Here is a 17,822-nt window from a genome sequence, read left to right as displayed (position 1 = left end):
GATCAAAAGCAGAATGCAGAAACCATTATGGCGCATAGATGCCGAATATATGACAGCTTCAATTCTCCTTATACACATCGCTTTCGATTTTTTTCTTGTATTATCATCGGCGTCCATATATGACGGTGCTTTAAATTTTCACATCCAGCAACAATCACGTAAACCCCTTCTCACTCTTCTTTTCCCATTTCCTCATCACCTGAGGTGATCTCTTGAATCTCTTTCAGCATTTCCTGATGTTCAGGCACGTCTACCGGAATTGTATATGATTCAGAAAGCCATCTGCCCAAATCAACCTGTTGGCATCTCTGTGAGCAAAAGGGGAAAAAGGGCATTTTGTTATGTACATCGAGCGGAATCTCTTTTTGGCACTGGGCACATTTTTTAACAGGTGTCATGGTTTCGATCCTCGTATTGAAGGGAGAGAAGGCGTCTGGTGATCGCGGATAATTTCAAAATAACCTGCTTTCGTAAAGCCTAAAATTTGTGGAGAGGCAGGATCTGTCTCACCCAAAAGTCTCATGTCTTGATGGAGTTTTTGACGTTGATACGATAAGGGAAGGCGCAGAAAATCAATCAAGATAATGCCTGATAGGTTTAATACGCGAATGAGTCGCATAATCTCAACGCCTACTTTAAGCATCAGATTATCAATAGTATGGAGCGAAGTGAGTTTACAATCAATATCAATAAAAAAAGGACCGTGCGGTACTTGATGACAATGCAATGAGCCAAAATCATATTGAATGGATTGATATTCCAAAGCCTTATCCAATTGAGAATCATAATCTAAATCGCTCAATGGGTGAAGGGAAGGTGCTTTTATACATTGCGACAGGTCTGGACAAAAGCCGGAGATGATCGAGCGCACCTGTTTATCGAGCTCTGTTGAGCTTGTGATGCTCAGCTTTTTTTGATGCCCATAATCTTGTAAGGCAAGCTCAAGAGGATGATATCCTTTGAAGTCTTTGTTCTGAGAAAGGGCGATTAAATGATTGGCCTCTGCTGTGATAAGAGCCATATCAGCAGGAAACTTAAGGTTTTCAGAAGAAGAGCGTAGGATCCAACCATTCGGTGAGATGGATTTTAATGTTGATCTGATCTCTTCCACATTTTGGACTGTTGCCCATTTCTTTGAAATGTGAATCCCTTTTTCAAAAGGGAGATAGACCAAATAGCGTCCTTTAAAAACAGGAGGCATGCTGACGTTTGACTCTTTTCGCTCAAAGGGTAGAAAATGCTTTTGAAGCTGAACAGTGCGAATATCGCCTGTCTTAATGCCTTTTTCCTTCTTTTTGCAAAAGTATGATTTTTGTGATCCTGTTTGAGTGAGTGGCGTAAAGATAGCACTTGCTGTATCAAGAAAAAGCTGCGTGCATTTCGCCTCAAAAACAGCGCCATAGGTGGGTTCAGCAGCTTCAGAATCTAAACAGGGAGAGCAATAGGCCTGTTCTATTTTCTTGTTCTTGATGATCAGAACAATCGTACGGTCTTGGTAGCGATCTATGAGAATGTCAATCGGTACTGACATTGACTTATTTGTGGCGGAAGGTAATACGACCTTTTGTGAGATCGTAAGGTGTCATTTCAACGTTCACTTTGTCACCGACCAAAACGCGGATTCTATTTTTGCGCATACGGCCAGAGGTGTGAGCTAAAATCTCATGCTCATTTTCAAGAACAACACGAAACATTGCATTTGGGAGTAGTTCGGTTACAGTGCCGCTCATTTCAATTAAATCTTCTTTAGACATTCAAACTTCTTTCTCTATTAAAAGTCATAGCAACTTATTGTGAATTGCTTGCATTCTACATGAGTTTTTGACGAAAGACAAACATTAAGATTTGCCATAAACAAGTAAAGCCATCCGTCTCGTCGTAGCTTTAGCGAAGACGGATGGCTTTTTTGTTTGAATCAAGGAGCATGACTTAGTTCATGTTCGATGGATTTGCTTTAAAAGCTCTTTTTGTTTCAGCTGAAATAAAGGGCGCCCGATTTTTGCCGCATGGTTCATGCCTTAGAACAGAGGCAGATTTTGTGTTGAGTGTATGAAGATGTGCATGCACTTTACACACATATTTGTTCACTTGCTGAGCGCTACCGCCGTTATAACGCTTAACAGCTCTAGGCCAGCTTTTTGTCTGCCTGTAGAGACTCGATAAAAAGCGCGCTGCATAATCAACATTTGCTGATGGTTCAAGAATGCGATCCAAAGGCTGGAAATGCTTTTTGTGGTAAGACACTTGAAGCTGCATACAACCAACAGAAATGTTCGGGCGTACTTTTCCGTTTTTTAGGCGAATCTGCTGTGATGCATGTTGAATATTGCTTGAGTAAACGCTACGACCATTTAAATTTAAAGCGTAAGGGTGAGGGGATCCATTCTGACCGCTTTCAACAAGTGAAATAGCAAGAAGGAGCCCTGATGGAATGCCGTATGTTTCTTCAGCTTCAAAAATATGTTTAAGACAATCAGATGATTTGCCTTTAGGAACACTACCGTAAGCATTCGCATTAAAAAGGGGTCCTGTTGTTAGGGCGATAATAGAAAAAAGAATTGAAGTTAGGCCAAGAATGGTCCAATAGTTTTTTTTCATAAGATACTCATTGATTTTAGGGGTTCAGTTATTGTCTAAAAAAGTCATAATGACTAAAAATGATACAATCAGCAGATAGCTGAATGGTTATTTAATGCTGTAACGTAAAATATCTGAGAGATTTTAAACGCGTTCTTTCTATAACTCATGTGCATGGGTAGCCACTCCGTTTAGTTAAGTCGTTTGTTTAGTTTAAAAGTTAACAAGATCTAGATGATCATGTCGTGTGAGAGTATATATTGCATCGATTTTCAGGTTTGTCAAGAAAAAAGTCTTATTAAATAGTTAACGAGCGAAATTTTTTGCCTATAACGCCTTAATTTCGCTCGTTATACTGATGTTTGCTATTAGTGATTCGCTGACGCTTCGTCAGTTGCGAGTGTCATTTTGATAATTTTATCAGGATTTTCAACCATACCACTTTGGCCTTTTCCTTTTTTAATCTTATCAACTAATTTCATACCATCTGTAACTCTACCCCAAACTGTATATTGATTGTCTAAAAAGTTAGAATCTTCTAGAACAATAAAGAATTGGCTATCGCCAGAATTTGGATCATTTGCACGTGCCATAGAAACAGCGCCTCTGGTATGAGGTTCGCTATTGAATTCTGCTTTCAGTTTCTTGCCTGATCCGCCTGTTCCATTGCCGAGAGGATCACCAGTTTGAACCATAAAGCCTGAGATGACGCGGTGAAAAGGCAGTCCATTATAAAAGCCTTGTTTTGTCAGTTCTTTGATGCGTGCAACGTGATTCGGTGCAAGATCAGGTCTTAGTTCAATTGTGACGCGCCCTTCAGGGATGTCGAGATAGAGAGTGTTTTCAAGTTCTGTAGACATAGCAATCGTACTCCAAAAAAGTGTAACGGTGACAAAGAGAAAAGAGAGAATTGTTTTCATTATCTTTTTACCTTCAGTGTGTGTTGGTTTTCATCCAAATTTATGGACAAAAGACAGGGTAACAGTATTTTTTGAAATTGCAAATTTAAAATCTCAGTTTCAAGAAAAGACTTTATTTACTTTACAAAATGAAGTAAAAATACGTAAATAAAAAGAAAAGGAGAATGAAATGGGTGGTTTTGATGATAGAGAAAAGCTAGAAGAGTCTGGTTTTTCTTATAGTCAGGAGCTTGAGTTTAAAATTTATGCACGCAGAGCGAGATTGCTGGGTCTTTGGGCTGCTGAAAAAATTGGTTTAACTGGGCAGGATGCTGAAAATTATGCAAAAACTGTTGTTTCTTCTGATTTAAAAGAACCAGGTCATCAAGATCTTTTAGATAAGATTCGGGCTGATTTTTCATCTCATGAGGTGAGCATTAGCGATCATCGCCTGAAATTAGAAGCTCAGAAGATGTATGAAATCGCCAAAAAACAGATTCTTACGGGAGAGTGACGGGTTAGCTTGACTGTAAATTTGTAATCTCTACTTCTTTTATTTTGTCATACCTGACAAAAATGGTATTCGGGTTAAACAAAAAGAGGAACAGTGAGGTCACAGGTGTGACAAAAGGAAGAGCAGGGTGTGATTCATGGAGCAGTCATTCAAAAAACCCTCAATTTAATATGTAAGTCTTGAATATTTTATCCTTATAGTGTATAGTCGCTTACTGAGAGACCTATATTTTTAAACGGAGATTTATTAATGACTTATCATATTCAACCAATTGCACGTACTCTATCGCCTGAGCAAATCTTAGAGCCTACCACAACAGCAAGTCCGCCAAGAGCAGGCTCGCCTATGGAGCTAGTCTATCCAGCGCAAGTGGCTCTTCAGAATAGAACTTCTCTTGAGACTTTATTCTCATTGCTTGACGCTTTTATGCCACCTAATGGAGCTTCACATCCAATTTCTGAAACTATGTGTTTCATAAATCCAACTGCATATGAAAAGTTTTCAGTGTTGCTTCAAAAAATGTTTTCTGATCAAAAGCAAAAGCAAGCCATCAAAAAGATTTTACAAGATCAGGTTTTAAACATTAAGAGTTTTGAGTTTTTTGGCTGTGATTATAAGCATTTGAGCGAAGAAGAGAAAAGTATTTTTCCTTTTTGTTTGGCGGGACCTGGAACAAGAACGGGTCATTGTCGGCTTATACTAAACGAGATTGCCTATGACCCTGCGCTTGCAGATATATTCAAAAAAGAAATTACATCTCTTGAGGAAGTCAAAGAGTCTTTATCAAGAAACTATTTTCAAGATGAAGCTGATTTTGAAAGACATGTTTTGAATTTTGAGAGAGAGGGAGATCAAGCTATCGCAGAAAAAATGAGAGCTTATCATATTGTTCGCCAGAGAATTCTGGAAGGGCCAATGACAGAAGAAATCCCCGGTCAAATAGCTTTTGATACACAAATTATGCGGGCCAATATGGGCGAGCTTGGTTTTCATGAGTATAGTTTTCAATTATCTTATGTTCCAACTGAATTATGGGCTTTAAGGGATTTGACTGTCTTAGGGTTGGCAGAACATAGATTAACGAGGTTGCCTAATGATATTTCTCAATTAAATCAATTGGTAAGCCTTCAGTTGAATGCCAATGAATTAACAAGTCTCCCATCAGAATTTGGTCTTTTGACAAATTTGACAGATCTCGATATAAGCTATAATCAGATGGTTGTTTTCCCTCCTGAAGTTTGTGAATTAACAAACTTAACTCGACTATTTTGCGGCGGTAATCCTTTTGTATCATTGCCAGCTGAAATCAGAAAGCTTACAAACCTGACTTTCTTGCATATGCACAATAATATGCTGACAACTTTTCCACCTGAATTCAAGGCTTTAGTCAGTTTAAGACACCTGATAGCGAGTCCAAGCCAAATCCGTGTGATGCCAGAGGTATTAGTTCATTTTAGAAATTTAGCTGCGCTTTATCTTGATTTTCCTCAATTTGAGCAACCTTATTCAGATGAAGTCCATGAATGGATATTGCAATTATTAGCACAAGGGTGCGACTTTAATCGCCATGATCCTTTGAATAATGCTTAGACCTATTTTTCGACCCATTCTATTTGATTGTTCCTGGGTTTTCATATAATCTACCACTGAATAAACAAGGGGAGATTACCATGACTTATATTCAGCCCATTCAAGGCACTGCATCACTTGAGCAAATGTCAGAGCTTGCGCCAATCGCAAGTCCACAGAGAACAGGTTCGCCTACTGTGGATATGGATCCAGAGCAAGTTGCTCTTCTTGATCGTCAAAGGACTCAAAATGAATCTCCAGTTCAGAGTATGTGTCTTCTCCTTGATACATTTGGACCAAATATGAAAGGCGTCAGCCGCGAAGCAAATGCTTTGTGTTATGTTAATCCTGCTGCATTTAAAATATTAACATCAGCTCTACAAGGAATGTTCAGAAATTCTGGCCTCTATCCTTTAAGATTTGCGATGGAAGAATTGGTTGAAAACACTAAAAGTGTTGAATTTTTTGGCCGTCAAATTCATGAATTAAACGAAGATGATCGCCTCTATCTTCGCTCTTGTCTCTTATCTCACACAAGACATGAGTTCTGTTTGGAAATTTTAGATCGTGTTTCTAAGGCACTCCCAAGTAGAAATGATGATCCAAGAGAGCCAATGGAGATTGCGATTGAGCTTTTGTCTCGTGACTTTTTTACAGATGAAGCAGATTTTGAAAGGCATGTTTTTAACTTCTCAAGGGGGGAGGGCACTCATAAGCTAAGTGAGAAAGTCAGATCTTATGACTTAGCGCGCCGGTATATTCTAGAGCGACAAGGCGATGATGATGATCCTGTTTTTTTAACGACACTGATTCGTGTACAAAACTTCAATCATCAAATCCCAAAGCTTATAATGTCTTGTATTCCGCCTGAAATGTGGACTTTAACTCATTTAACGTACCTGAGAATGACTGATGTTTCAATTGCTGTTTTGCCAGCCGGCATTGGTCAATTAACAGAGCTCACAATTTTAGATTTACGCGATAATGAATTAACAGATCTACCACCTGAACTTGTTGAATTACAAAAATTAAGACTACTCTCACTGGTGAATAATAAATTTGCAAAGCTTCCGCCGCATATTGGTGAATTATCGCAGTTGGTTAAGTTGGATTGCAGCGGAAATTTACTCAAGACGCTACCTGCTGAGCTCGGAAAATTGACGCATTTAGAATCTCTGAGTTTTGTTGAAAATAGGCTTGAAACTCTTCCGGATGAGCTGAAGTCGTTGATAAATTTGAAAGTTTTAACTGCTTATCGAAATGATTTTTCTGAAGTACCAGAAGTAATGCTTCATTTTAAAAATTTGACACAGCTGATTTTGGATTTTAAAGATTTAGAGCCTGCTTACACAGATCAGGTGAGGACTTGGCTTGATGATTTAAAATCAAAAGACTGCGCCTTTGATGGTCATCAAGGGTTTTGAGGTGGGGACGTAGGTAGCCTGTCATTCAGAGCCACCTCTTTTAGAGGTGGCGTGGAATCTCATAAAATAACAACTTAGATCAATGTTTGTTGATGAATCACAGAGACTCCATCAGCCTACGCCAAGGCTTCGGCCTGACAGGCGGGCTCTCTGAGGAGAGCCCTCTGAGTGACGTTTCCGTAATTTGTCATCAAAGTCGATACCACCACCAAGAGTCTTTCAAAAAAAAATCCCCACGCTGTAAAGAAAGTAAGGGTGGGGGTGTGCTTTGTCTCCACTCGTCATCCTGAGGCCCACAGGGCCGTGAGGATCCAGTCCTGAATGACCAACGATAGCATTTGTTGATATATTTCTGGATGGTCGCGTCGCTACGCTCCTCACCATGACGAGGTTTGTAGATAGCATTTACATAAACGAATTACGTGACCTTTACAGCAAATGACGACTATTCTGAATACCCTCCATTTGCTTTTTCAAAAAAAATCCCCACGCTGTTCTTGTTTTGTGTTATAAAGAAAGTAAGGGCAGGGGTATGACAATAGAGAGCATAGGAATGACCAATAAGGTATTGGTATCACATATGAATCGTGCGGTTATCTACAGCAAGAGCCGCTTCTTTAATGGCTTCTGTTAAAGTTGGATGCGCGTGGATTGTGCGCATTAAGTCTTCAGAAGCACCGCCATATTCCATGGCAACGGCGATTTCGTGAATCAAGGTTCCAGCCTCAGGGCCGATGATATGAGCGCCTAAGATACGATCTGTGCGTTTGTCAGCAAGGATTTTGACAAAGCCTTCTGTGGCCATCATCGCGCGAGCGCGGCCATTCGCAGAAAAGGGGAATTTGCCAACATTGTAAGCAATACCAGCTTCTTTGAGCTGTTCTTCTGTCTTGCCGATTTGCGCAGCTTCAGGCCAGGTGTAAACAACGCCAGGGACCAAATCGTAATTGATGTGACCAGATTGGCCAGCCATCATTTCGATGCAAACAACGCCTTCGTCCGAGGCTTTGTGAGCGAGCATCGGGCCTGCGATCACATCGCCGATGGCATAAACGCCCGGAACATTTGTTTCGAAGCGGTCATTGACATCAATGCGTCCACGATTGTCAACGCGGATGCCGATCTTTTCAAGTCCAAGACCATTTGTGTTTGGACGACGTCCGATGGAAACCAAAACGACATCTGTCTCAATGGTTTCTGTTTTCTTTGTGTCAAGAGACTCAACAGAGAGTGACACGCCTGACTTGGTTGTTTTAGCCGAGAGAACTTTTGTTTTGAGTTTAAACTCAATGCCTTGTTTGGCCAAAATGCGCTGCATATTTTTAGACACTTCACCATCCATGCCTGGTAAGATTCTGTCTAAAAATTCAACGACTGTGACTTTTGATCCAAGTCTTTGCCAAACTGTGCCCATTTCGAGGCCAATATAGCCGCCGCCAATAACAACCATGTTTTTAGGAACAGAGGTAAGGCTTAAAGCGCCAGTTGATGAGATGATTTGCTTTTCATCAATCTCAATGCCAGGGAAAGGCATAACCTCAGAGCCGGTTGCAATTAATATTTTGGCAGCCGTAAGTGTTGATGTTTTGCCAGCTGCATCAGTCACTTTGATTTTATTGGCGCTTTCAAATGAGGCAGTGCCAGCAATGCGGGTGATTTTGTTCTTCTTAAAGAGGAACTCAATCCCGGATGTGTTTGAATTCACAACATTCTTTTTGTGATTCATCATGTTCGATAAGTTCAATTTGACAGAGCCAAATTCAATGCCGTGGTCTTTGAAGGTATGATTGGCTTCTTCAAACTTCTCTGATGAGGTCAGTAAAGCCTTTGATGGAATACAACCAACATTCAAACAGGTTCCGCCCAAGGTTGAATCTTTTTCGATACAAGCCGTTTTCATGCCGAGCTGTGAGGCTCTGATCGCAGATACATATCCGCCAGGGCCACTGCCGATAACGATGAGATCGAATTCATTTGGGTTTTCTGTTTGACTTGCCATTTTGTATTCCATTATAAGACGTTGACGTTGTTTTTTTTATTTTAGATATCAAGAAGAAGGCGTTGTGGATCTTCAATGCATTCTTTGACGCGAATGAGGAAGGTCACGGCTTCTTTGCCATCAATGATTCTGTGATCATAGCTGAGCGCAAGATACATCATTGGGCGCACTTCAATTTTGCCATCAATCACAATTGGGCGTTCTTGAATTTTATGCATGCCAAGGATACCAGATTGCGGTGGATTCAGGATCGGCGTTGACATGAGTGATCCGTAAATTCCGCCATTCGAGATGGTGAATGTACCGCCAGAAAGATCATCCATTGAGAGTTTGCCATCGCGCGCTTTTTTACCAAGGTCAGCAATGGTTTTTTCAACGCCTGCAAAGTTCAACTTGTCAGCATCTCTGACAACAGGAACAACAAGACCTTGAGGTGAGCCAACGGCAACGCCAATGTCATAGTAGTTTTTGTAGATGAGGTCAGTGCCATCAATTTCAGCATTCACTGCTGGAATTTCTTTGAGAGCATTGAGGCAAGCTTTGACGAAGAAAGACATAAAGCCTAATTTGACACCGTGCTTTTTCTCAAAAGCATCTTTATATTCGTTGCGAAGCTTCATGACATGGCTCATGTCAACTTCGTTGAATGTGGTGAGCATTGCAGCTGTGTTCTGTGCTTCTTTGAGTCTTTCAGCAATACGTTGGCGCAAGCGGCTCATTTTAACGCGCTCTTCACGCGGATCTTCTTGTCTTGGTGCTGAAGGGGCTCTCATTGCTGCTGGAGCAGCCGGTGCTTTAGCTGTTTGCTTTGACAGGTAATTCAAAACATCTTCCTTTGAGATGCGGCCATCTTTACCTGTTCCGCGAATGGAGTTGGCATCTAAATTGTAGTCATTGATCATTTTGCGCACAGTTGGAGACAATTGATCTTCCTGAGAGGATGCTTGTGTTGGGAGTTGGATCGATGGAGCTGCAGCAGCTGTTGCTTGTGGAGCAGGGGCAGGAGACGCGGCTGCTTTTGCACTTGTTGCGGCAGCAGCACCAGCTGCTTCAATTTTTCCGAGAAGAGCGCCAACGCCAACATTTTCACCTGCTGACACAATGATTTGCGAAAGAACACCTGCAGAAGGCGCATTGACTTCGAGTGTGACTTTATCGGTTTCGAGCTCAACCAAAGGTTCATCGACTGCAACGGTTTCACCTTGTTGCTTGAGCCATTTGGCAACGGTTGCTTCTGTAACAGATTCACCTAAACTTGGAACGGTAATTTCAGCCATGTTATTTTCCTTTATCCTTATTGTTTCCTTGATTGCTTTTATTTTTGATGCAACGCATCTTTCACAAGCTGGGCTTGCTCAACGATATGTTTTTTCTGACTTCCTGTTGCAGGCGATGCCGCGGCTGCTCTGCCAACATAAATCAAACGATTCTGCTTGATAGAGAGATCTGCGAATATTTCTTCGATATAATCGCGTACAAAAAACCATGCACCCATATTTTTAGGCTCTTCTTGGCACCAAATAATTTCTGCATTTGGATATTTCTTGAGCTCTGCTTTTAAAAGAGCCGTTGGGAATGGGTAATATTCCTCAATTCTCAAAATAGCGACATTGTTGATTTTTTCCTCACGTCTTGCCGCTAACAGATCGTAGTAAACTTTACCTGATGTAATGACGACGCGCTTGATTTTGTCATGAGCGATCAATGAATCAATCTCTGGAATCATCGGCATAAAGCTTGTTCCTTGCGCCATCTCTTTTAAAGTGGAGACGCAAAGCTTATGACGCAAGAGTGATTTCGGTGTCATAATCACGAGTGGTTTTCTGTAGTTCCGTTTCACTTGGCGACGTAAAGCATGGAAGTAGTTTGCAGGTGTTGTAATATTTGCAATTTGCATATTCTCTTCAGCGCAAAGCTGTAAGAAGCGTTCAGGACGGGCAGAGGAATGCTCTGGCCCATTGCCTTCATAACCATGCGGTAAAAGCATGGTGAGGCCAGAGAGTCTCAGCCATTTTGATTCAGAAGATGAAATGAATTGATCAATCATGATCTGAGCGCCATTGACGAAGTCACCGAACTGCGCTTCCCACAGAACCAAAGAGTTTGGTTCTGCAAGAGAATATCCATGTTCAAAGCCCAATACGCCATATTCAGATAGAGGTGAGTCGTGAACCTCAAACACGGCTTGATTCTTTGAGATATGAGAAAGAGGAATGTAACGCGCCTCAGTTGTTTGATCATACATAATCGCATGTCTTTGAGAGAAGGTGCCACGTCCGCAATCTTGTCCAGACAAACGCACATGGTGTCCTTCATTCACAAGGGTTCCAAAAGCGAGAGCTTCAGCTGTTGCCCAGTCAAATTCTTCGCCAGACTTGAACATATCAGCTTTGGCTTGTAATTGACGCACAATCTTAGAGTGCAAGTTCACATCTGTTGGAATAGCAGAGAGAACAGCACCAACTTCTTTTAATGTTTTTTCTGCAATGCCAGTGGTTTCATTTTTGGCTGCTATTTCCTTTTTATTAGAGCCATTGCCTGTTGCTGATCCATTTGTAAGGCCAGCCCATTTTCCTTCAAGCCAGTCGGCTTTTTGTGGCTTGTAAGTTGCAGCCTTTTTGAATTCATTTTCCAGATGGTTCAAAAAATCTTGCTGCATTTGTTCAGATTCAGCAGGTGTAATTGCTTTTTCTTGAATCAGAGCATTGGCATAAAGCGTACGTGTTGTTGTGTGATTTTTGATTGCATCGTACATCAATGGTTGCGTAAAGCCTGGCTCATCACCCTCATTGTGGCCATGTCTTCTGTAGCAGACGATATCAATGACAATATCTTGACCAAATTTGTGACGGAATTCAGCTGCAATCTGACTCACATGAGCAACAGCTTCAGGATTATCGCCATTCACATGCAGAATAGGGGCTTGAATCATTTTAGCAACTTCAGTTGCATATTGCCCTGAGCGTGAGAAAAGAGGCATGGTCGTGAAACCAATTTGGTTATTGGTGATAATGTGAATTGTTCCGCCAATACGATAGCCATCCAAATTCGACATCATCAATGTTTCAGCCACTATGCCTTGTCCTGCAAAAGCAGCATCACCGTGCAGAAGGATACAGAGAACACGTGAGCGATCATGATCTTTGCGTTGATCTTGTTTCGCGCGCGCCTTACCTGTTGAAACAGGATTCACAGCTTCAAGATGAGACGGATTGGCTGTCAAAGATAAGTGGATTTGTTTACCCGCGATCATACGATCACTTGAGGTTCCCAAATGGTATTTCACATCGCCTGAGCCTTGGACATCTTCAGGGTTAGCTGGCGTGCCTTGGAATTCAGAGAAAATCGCCGAAAATGGTTTTTGCATAATGTTTGTTAGAACATTTAAACGACCACGGTGTGCCATTCCAAAGACTGCCTCTTCTAGGCCTAATTCCACAGACCGTTTCAAGACGAGCTCAATTGAAGGAATTGCACTTTCACCACCTTCAAGACCGAAGCGTTTTGTACCAACATATTTAACCTGAAGGAATTTTTCAAAGGATTCTGCCTTTGTCAAATGTGAGAGAATTTCTTTCTTTTCATCAATCGAGTAGTTTGGATGATTGCGTGAGGACTCAATTTTCTCTTGAATCCAAGCCTTTTGGTCAGGATCTTGAATATGCATATATTCAACGCCAATGTTGCTGCAGTAAATTTCATGGAGCCTTGCCAAAATCTCACGCATGCTTGCTTGTTCAAGCCCTAATACACCATCGATATAGATTGGCTGATCCATATTTTCATCCGTAAATCCGTAATTTTTAGGATCAAGTTCAGGATGATAGGCCTGCTTGCTCAATTGTAATGGGTCTAATTTGGCATAAAGATGTCCACGAACACGATAAACACGGATCAACATTAAAGCGCGAAGAGAGTTAATTGTATCTTGCCTTGATATTGCTGATGTTGCACCAGAGAGAGCAGGGGCTGCCTTACCTTTTGCTGAGGCCGGCTGAGGCTCAAATACGCCAATAATTTGATTAGATTTCTTTCCCCAACTTGCCCCCATGAGATCTTGCAGAATATCTGTTTCACTATCGCCGAGATCTGCGAAAAAGCTTTTCCAGGTCGGATCAACCGACGATGGATTCTCGAGATATTGAGAATAGAGTTCTGCAATAAAAGTTGCATTGTTACCTGAAAGAAACGTGTCGTAATTAAGCCTTGCCATTCTTATTATTCACCTCTTTAATGCGCCCCAAAGGGCAATCTACTTTTAGTTCCTATTTTATCTTTTCAAAAGTTCAACCATTGTTTGCCCCATAGCGGCTGGTGATTTTGAAATCATCATGCCTGCAGATTGCATTGCTTCAATTTTGTCTTCAGCTGATCCTTTACCGCCAGAGATAATCGCGCCTGCATGGCCCATACGGCGTCCAGGAGGAGCAGTTACGCCAGCAATAAAGCCAACAACTGGTTTTTTGATTTTAGATTGTTTGAGAAAATCTGCTGCTTCTTCTTCAGCTGTTCCGCCAATTTCACCAATCATGATGATAGCTTCTGTTTCAGCATCGCCCAAAAAGAGGTCTAAACAATCAATAAAGTTGGTTCCATTGACTGGATCACCACCAATACCAATACAGGTTGATTGACCAAGGCCTGCTCTCGTTGTTTGAGCAACAGCTTCGTATGTGAGAGTCCCTGAACGTGAGACGATACCAATCTTTCCACGCTTATGAATATGGCCAGGCATAATACCAATTTTGCATTCGCCAGGTGTGATAATGCCAGGGCAGTTTGGACCAATCAAACGACTTTGTGATCCTTGAAGCGCGCGTTTCACACGCACCATATCTAAAACAGGAATGCCTTCTGTGATGCAAACGATCAGCTCAAGTTCAGCATCAATTGCCTCTAAAATTGCATCAGCTGCAAAAGCAGGTGGAACATAAATCACAGAAGCATTTGCTTTTGTTTTCGATGCGGCTTCTTCAACTGTATTAAAAACAGGCAAATCCAAATGTTTTGTGCCACCCTTACCAGGAGTTACGCCGCCAACATAATCTGTGCCATAAGCAATCCCTTGTTCTGCATGGAAAGTTCCTTGCGCACCTGTAAAACCTTGAACGATCACTCTCGTTTTTTTATTGACTAATACTGCCATTTACGCAACCTCTTTTTTAACTTTTTGAACTTGATTCACAATTTTTTGAGCCGCATCTGCGAGATCATCTGCTGATGTAATCGCAAGGCCAGATTTGGCAAGAATGTCTTTTCCGAGATCAACGTTTGTTCCTTCAAGGCGAACAACGAGTGGAACATTCAAACTCACTTCTTTTGCAGCCGCAATAATCCCTTCAGCAATAATGTCGCAACGCATAATGCCGCCGAAAATATTCACAAGAATCCCTTCAACATTTGGATCAGACAAAATCAATTTGAAGGCTGTTGTCACGCGCTCTTTTGTTGCGCCGCCGCCAACGTCAAGGAAGTTTGCAGGCTCTGCGCCATAGAGTTTAATGATATCCATTGTTGCCATCGCAAGACCAGCGCCATTCACCATACAGCCAATATTACCATCAAGGCGAACATAGTTAAGTTCATGACGAATTGCCTCGAGCTCTTTTGGATCTTCTTCGCTTTCATCACGAAGCTCACCAATGTCTTTGTGGCGATAGAGAGCATTGTCATCAAAATTCATTTTAGCATCAAGGGCAAGCACTTCTTCTTCTGCCGTCACTACCAATGGATTGATTTCAACAATCGATGCATCAAGATCAATAAAGGCTTCATACATTGCCATCATGAATTTAACAGCGCTGCTGACTTGTTTGCCGCTTAAGCCTAATCCAAAAGCAAGTTTACGTGCATGGAACGCTTGCATGCCTGTTACAGGATCGATCGCAACTTTTAAAATTTTCTCAGGTGTTTTTGCAGCCACTTCTTCAATTTCAACACCGCCTTCAGTTGAAGCCATCACTGTTACGCGTGATGTTGCGCGATCAATGAGCATACCAAGATAGTATTCTTTTTTGATATTACATCCTTCTTCGATATAGATGCGCTTGACTTCTTTTCCTTCAGGACCTGTTTGATGGGTAATAAGCGTTGCTCCCAACAGTGCTTTTGTTGCAACGCCAACATCTTCCATGGATTTCACAACTTTAACACCGCCCGCTTTACCACGACCACCTGCGTGAATTTGAGCCTTAACAACCCATACTGGACCACCAAGTTCAGCTGCAACAGCTTTTGCTTCTTCTACATTATAGGCGACGCCGCCTCTAGGGACTGCAACACCGTATTTCCGGAGAAGTGTCTTGGCCTGATGTTCATGAATATTCATAGGGGCTTCCTTTTAAATTATTATTTGTCTTTAGAATCAATGCATTTCAAGAAAAAATATATGTGTGTGAGTCACTTATCTATGATTTGATTGTTGTGATCACTTGAACCTTCTCATTTTTCTTGATTTTATTTGATATTGCTCGCAATTATTCGTACGAATCCATACCAAAATGCCTAATTTTTTTTCATTTGTAAAGCCCTTCATCACAAAAAAATGAAGGGCTTTTTGTTTTATGCTGCACCGCGTTGTTTATTTTGAGTATTTTTTACAACTTCAACAAGTTCCTGTACTTGTTTGACTGATGTTTCAAATAAAGCGCGCTCTTGAGCATTGAGATCAATTTCAATGATTTTTTCAACACCACCCGCGCCGAGCAAAACAGGAACGCCAACATATGTGTTTTTAACGCCATATTCGCCATTCAGATAGGCAGCACAAGGAAGGATCCGTTTTTGATCTTTTAAATAAGCTTCAGCCATTTGAATGGCAGCTGATGCAGGTGCATAATAAGCTGAGCCTGTTTTAAGCAGGCCAACGATTTCAGCCCCGCCATCGCGTGTTCTTTGAATGATTGCATCGAGTCTTTCTTGAGTTGTCCATCCCATTTTGACCAAATCAGGAAGAGGGATGCCAGCAACTGTTGAATAGCGTGGGAGAGGTACCATTGAATCACCATGACCGCCAAGAACGAATGCGCTCACATCTTCAACAGATACGCCAAATTCTTCAGACAGGAAATAACGGAAGCGTGCACTATCAAGAACACCAGCCATTCCAACAACTTTTGTTGCTTTAAACCCAGTGACTTGTTGCATCACCCAGACCATAACATCAAGAGGGTTTGTAATCACGATCACGAAAGCATTTGGAGCATATTTTTTAATGTTTTCACCGACAGTTGTGATAACGGCGGTATTGATATCAATCAGATCATCACGGCTCATGCCTGGCTTTCTAGCAACACCTGCTGTTACAACACAAACATCAGCGCCTTTAATGGCTTCATATTGATTGCTTCCAGAGATTTTTGCGTTAAATCCTTCAACAGGAGCTGATTCAGCAAGATCAAGAGCTTTCCCTTGTGGCAAACCATCACTAATATCAACGAGTGCAACATCTCCTAATTCTTTGAGGCCAATAAGATGAGCAAGAGTTCCACCGATGTTCCCTGCGCCAATAAGAGCAATTTTTTGTCGTGTCATTTTTTTCTCCTTGTTATTATGATCTTTTTATTCAGTTTCCTATCATACGTCTTTGCGCATTATATGAAAAGAAAATTAATATATGATGATGAATATATTTTTATACTGAAAAGTCAGTCAATTTGAGAAATAAATAATTTGTACTTCTTCCTCCGGCTTCATCTTTTATCAGAATTTTTCGGTCTACGAGATCAATAATATCTCTGTAAGCCGTATCTTGAGAACATTTGGTTATTTTCGCCCATTTTGAACTTGTGAGGCTACCTTCGAATCCATCAAGCAATTTATGAATAACCTTTTGCTGCCTTTGATTGAATGAGTCGTGTTGAAATTGATTCCAAAATTTTGCCTTCAAGAGTACATTTTCTGAAATTGATTGGATGTTCTGAAAAGATTTTAGAAGACAATTTAAGAACCAAAGGAGCCATTCGGTTATATCTAGATTTGATTTTTGCGCTTTTTCAAGAATCGCATAATAATTTTTTCTATCTTTCATAATTTCCGCAGACATGCTGTAGAATTTCAGTTTTGATTTTTCTGATTTAGATAAGAGCATATCCGTTATGGCTCTTGTAATTCTGCCATTTCCATCATCAAAAGGATGAATTGTTACAAACCACAAATGAGCAATACCTGCCTTTAAAATAAGATCAAGCTCTGATTTTTCGATCCAATTAAGGAATGCTTTCATTTCGTTAGGAATTTTGGAAGCATCTGGGGCTGTAAAGTGAACTTTTTCTTTTCCAAATCCGGATACAACTTGCATTTTTCCAGCTTTATCATTTCTATAAGAGGCAACAGATATTTTGTGAATGCCACTATATCCTGTCGGAAACAATGAAGCATGCCAAGAAAAGAGACGCTCTTGTGTTAAAGGGGCATTGTAATTGGATGTTGCGTCGATAATAAGCTCAACAATCCCATCAACATGTCTGCTTGGCACTGTTGGATTCAGAATTGAAAACCCTAACCGATTCGCAACGGAAGACCTGACCTCTTCTTTATTGAGAATTTCGCCTTCAATTTCGCTCGTTTTAATAATGTCTTCTGATAGGGTGAGATAGCTTGCTTCCTTTTGTAAATCAAAACCAAGAGCACTCATTTTTCCATAGAGGATACCTTGTTCATGCTTTATTTTTAGCAGATTGTTTAAGACCAAAACTTCATCCCAATAGAAATTTGGCCAATCCGCTTGTTCATATATATACATATTAATCTCCGCAATATTTAATGAGATTATCACCTTTATTCTCCGCAATGTCAAGAAATATTCTCCGCAAAATATGCGGATATTAAGTCGCAAATAA

At 40.9% G+C, this 17,822-nt stretch carries 15 protein-coding genes; 3 read left to right on the top strand and 12 right to left on the bottom strand.

Annotated features, from left to right (window positions below; translation table 11 throughout):
- Positions 1 to 170: 170 nt before the first annotated feature.
- The 5 genes from yacG to KBF71_04800 form a co-directional block, all read right to left on the bottom strand.
- Complete coding sequence (yacG, locus tag KBF71_04820) at positions 171 to 407, bottom strand: DNA gyrase inhibitor YacG (protein MBP9877641.1); 237 nt, start codon at positions 405 to 407, stop codon at positions 171 to 173.
- The gene (locus tag KBF71_04815; protein ID MBP9877640.1) at positions 395 to 1,531 is read right to left on the bottom strand and encodes a ribonuclease E/G; all 1,137 of its coding nucleotides are present in this window, start codon (positions 1,529 to 1,531) and stop codon (positions 395 to 397) included. The genes yacG and KBF71_04815 overlap by 13 nt, the downstream gene beginning before the upstream one ends.
- A 4-nt stretch (positions 1,532 to 1,535) precedes the next feature.
- Positions 1,536 to 1,754, bottom strand: coding sequence for a translation initiation factor IF-1 (infA, locus tag KBF71_04810; GenBank protein MBP9877639.1), 219 nt, complete (start codon positions 1,752 to 1,754; stop codon positions 1,536 to 1,538).
- A 175-nt stretch (positions 1,755 to 1,929) separates the two neighbouring features.
- On the bottom strand, positions 1,930 to 2,598 hold the full coding sequence (locus tag KBF71_04805; protein ID MBP9877638.1) for a transglycosylase SLT domain-containing protein: 669 nt from the start codon (positions 2,596 to 2,598) through the stop codon (positions 1,930 to 1,932).
- 347 nt (positions 2,599 to 2,945) lie between these two features.
- Complete coding sequence (locus KBF71_04800; GenBank protein MBP9877637.1) at positions 2,946 to 3,497, bottom strand: peptidylprolyl isomerase; 552 nt, start codon at positions 3,495 to 3,497, stop codon at positions 2,946 to 2,948.
- 169 nt (positions 3,498 to 3,666) lie between these two features.
- On the opposite strand from KBF71_04800, the gene KBF71_04795 reads away from it, so the two are divergent.
- The 3 genes from KBF71_04795 (at position 3,667) to KBF71_04785 (ending at position 6,983) form a co-directional block, all read left to right on the top strand.
- The gene (locus KBF71_04795) at positions 3,667 to 3,990 is read left to right on the top strand and encodes a DUF1476 domain-containing protein (protein ID MBP9877636.1); all 324 of its coding nucleotides are present in this window, start codon (positions 3,667 to 3,669) and stop codon (positions 3,988 to 3,990) included.
- Between the two features lie 249 nt (positions 3,991 to 4,239).
- Entirely contained in the window at positions 4,240 to 5,580 is a 1,341-nt protein-coding gene (locus KBF71_04790) for a leucine-rich repeat domain-containing protein (GenBank protein MBP9877635.1), read from the top strand.
- A gap of 80 nt (positions 5,581 to 5,660) precedes the next feature.
- Positions 5,661 to 6,983 carry a leucine-rich repeat domain-containing protein gene (locus KBF71_04785; GenBank protein ID MBP9877634.1) on the top strand — a complete coding sequence of 441 codons (1,323 nt, stop codon included), beginning with the start codon at positions 5,661 to 5,663 and terminating at the stop codon, positions 6,981 to 6,983.
- Between the two features lie 574 nt (positions 6,984 to 7,557).
- Here the strand turns inward: KBF71_04785 and KBF71_04780 are convergent.
- The 7 genes from KBF71_04780 to KBF71_04750 all read right to left on the bottom strand — a co-directional run bounded on the left by KBF71_04780 (position 7,558) and on the right by KBF71_04750 (position 17,725).
- The gene (locus KBF71_04780; GenBank protein MBP9877633.1) at positions 7,558 to 8,982 is read right to left on the bottom strand and encodes a dihydrolipoyl dehydrogenase; all 1,425 of its coding nucleotides are present in this window, start codon (positions 8,980 to 8,982) and stop codon (positions 7,558 to 7,560) included.
- A 41-nt stretch (positions 8,983 to 9,023) separates the two neighbouring features.
- Positions 9,024 to 10,259, bottom strand: a complete 1,236-nt coding sequence (gene odhB, locus KBF71_04775; protein ID MBP9877632.1) for a 2-oxoglutarate dehydrogenase complex dihydrolipoyllysine-residue succinyltransferase — start codon at positions 10,257 to 10,259, stop codon at positions 9,024 to 9,026.
- A gap of 38 nt (positions 10,260 to 10,297) precedes the next feature.
- Positions 10,298 to 13,195 carry a 2-oxoglutarate dehydrogenase E1 component gene (locus tag KBF71_04770; protein ID MBP9877631.1) on the bottom strand — a complete coding sequence of 966 codons (2,898 nt, stop codon included), beginning with the start codon at positions 13,193 to 13,195 and terminating at the stop codon, positions 10,298 to 10,300.
- Between the two features lie 57 nt (positions 13,196 to 13,252).
- On the bottom strand, positions 13,253 to 14,128 hold the full coding sequence (gene sucD, locus KBF71_04765) for a succinate--CoA ligase subunit alpha (GenBank protein MBP9877630.1): 876 nt from the start codon (positions 14,126 to 14,128) through the stop codon (positions 13,253 to 13,255).
- On the bottom strand, positions 14,129 to 15,310 hold the full coding sequence (sucC, locus tag KBF71_04760; protein ID MBP9877629.1) for an ADP-forming succinate--CoA ligase subunit beta: 1,182 nt from the start codon (positions 15,308 to 15,310) through the stop codon (positions 14,129 to 14,131).
- A gap of 233 nt (positions 15,311 to 15,543) precedes the next feature.
- Complete coding sequence (gene mdh, locus KBF71_04755; GenBank protein ID MBP9877628.1) at positions 15,544 to 16,515, bottom strand: malate dehydrogenase; 972 nt, start codon at positions 16,513 to 16,515, stop codon at positions 15,544 to 15,546.
- 100 nt (positions 16,516 to 16,615) lie between these two features.
- A complete protein-coding gene (locus tag KBF71_04750) occupies positions 16,616 to 17,725 on the bottom strand; it encodes a Fic family protein (GenBank protein ID MBP9877627.1) in 1,110 nt (369 codons plus the stop codon).
- Positions 17,726 to 17,822 lie beyond the last annotated feature (97 nt).

The organism is Alphaproteobacteria bacterium, from assembly GCA_018063245.1.
GTDB lineage: Bacteria > Pseudomonadota > Alphaproteobacteria > JAGPBS01 > JAGPBS01 > JAGPBS01.
Note: the sequence above shows the minus strand (reverse complement) of the source record. Positions and strands in the feature narration are given on the sequence as shown.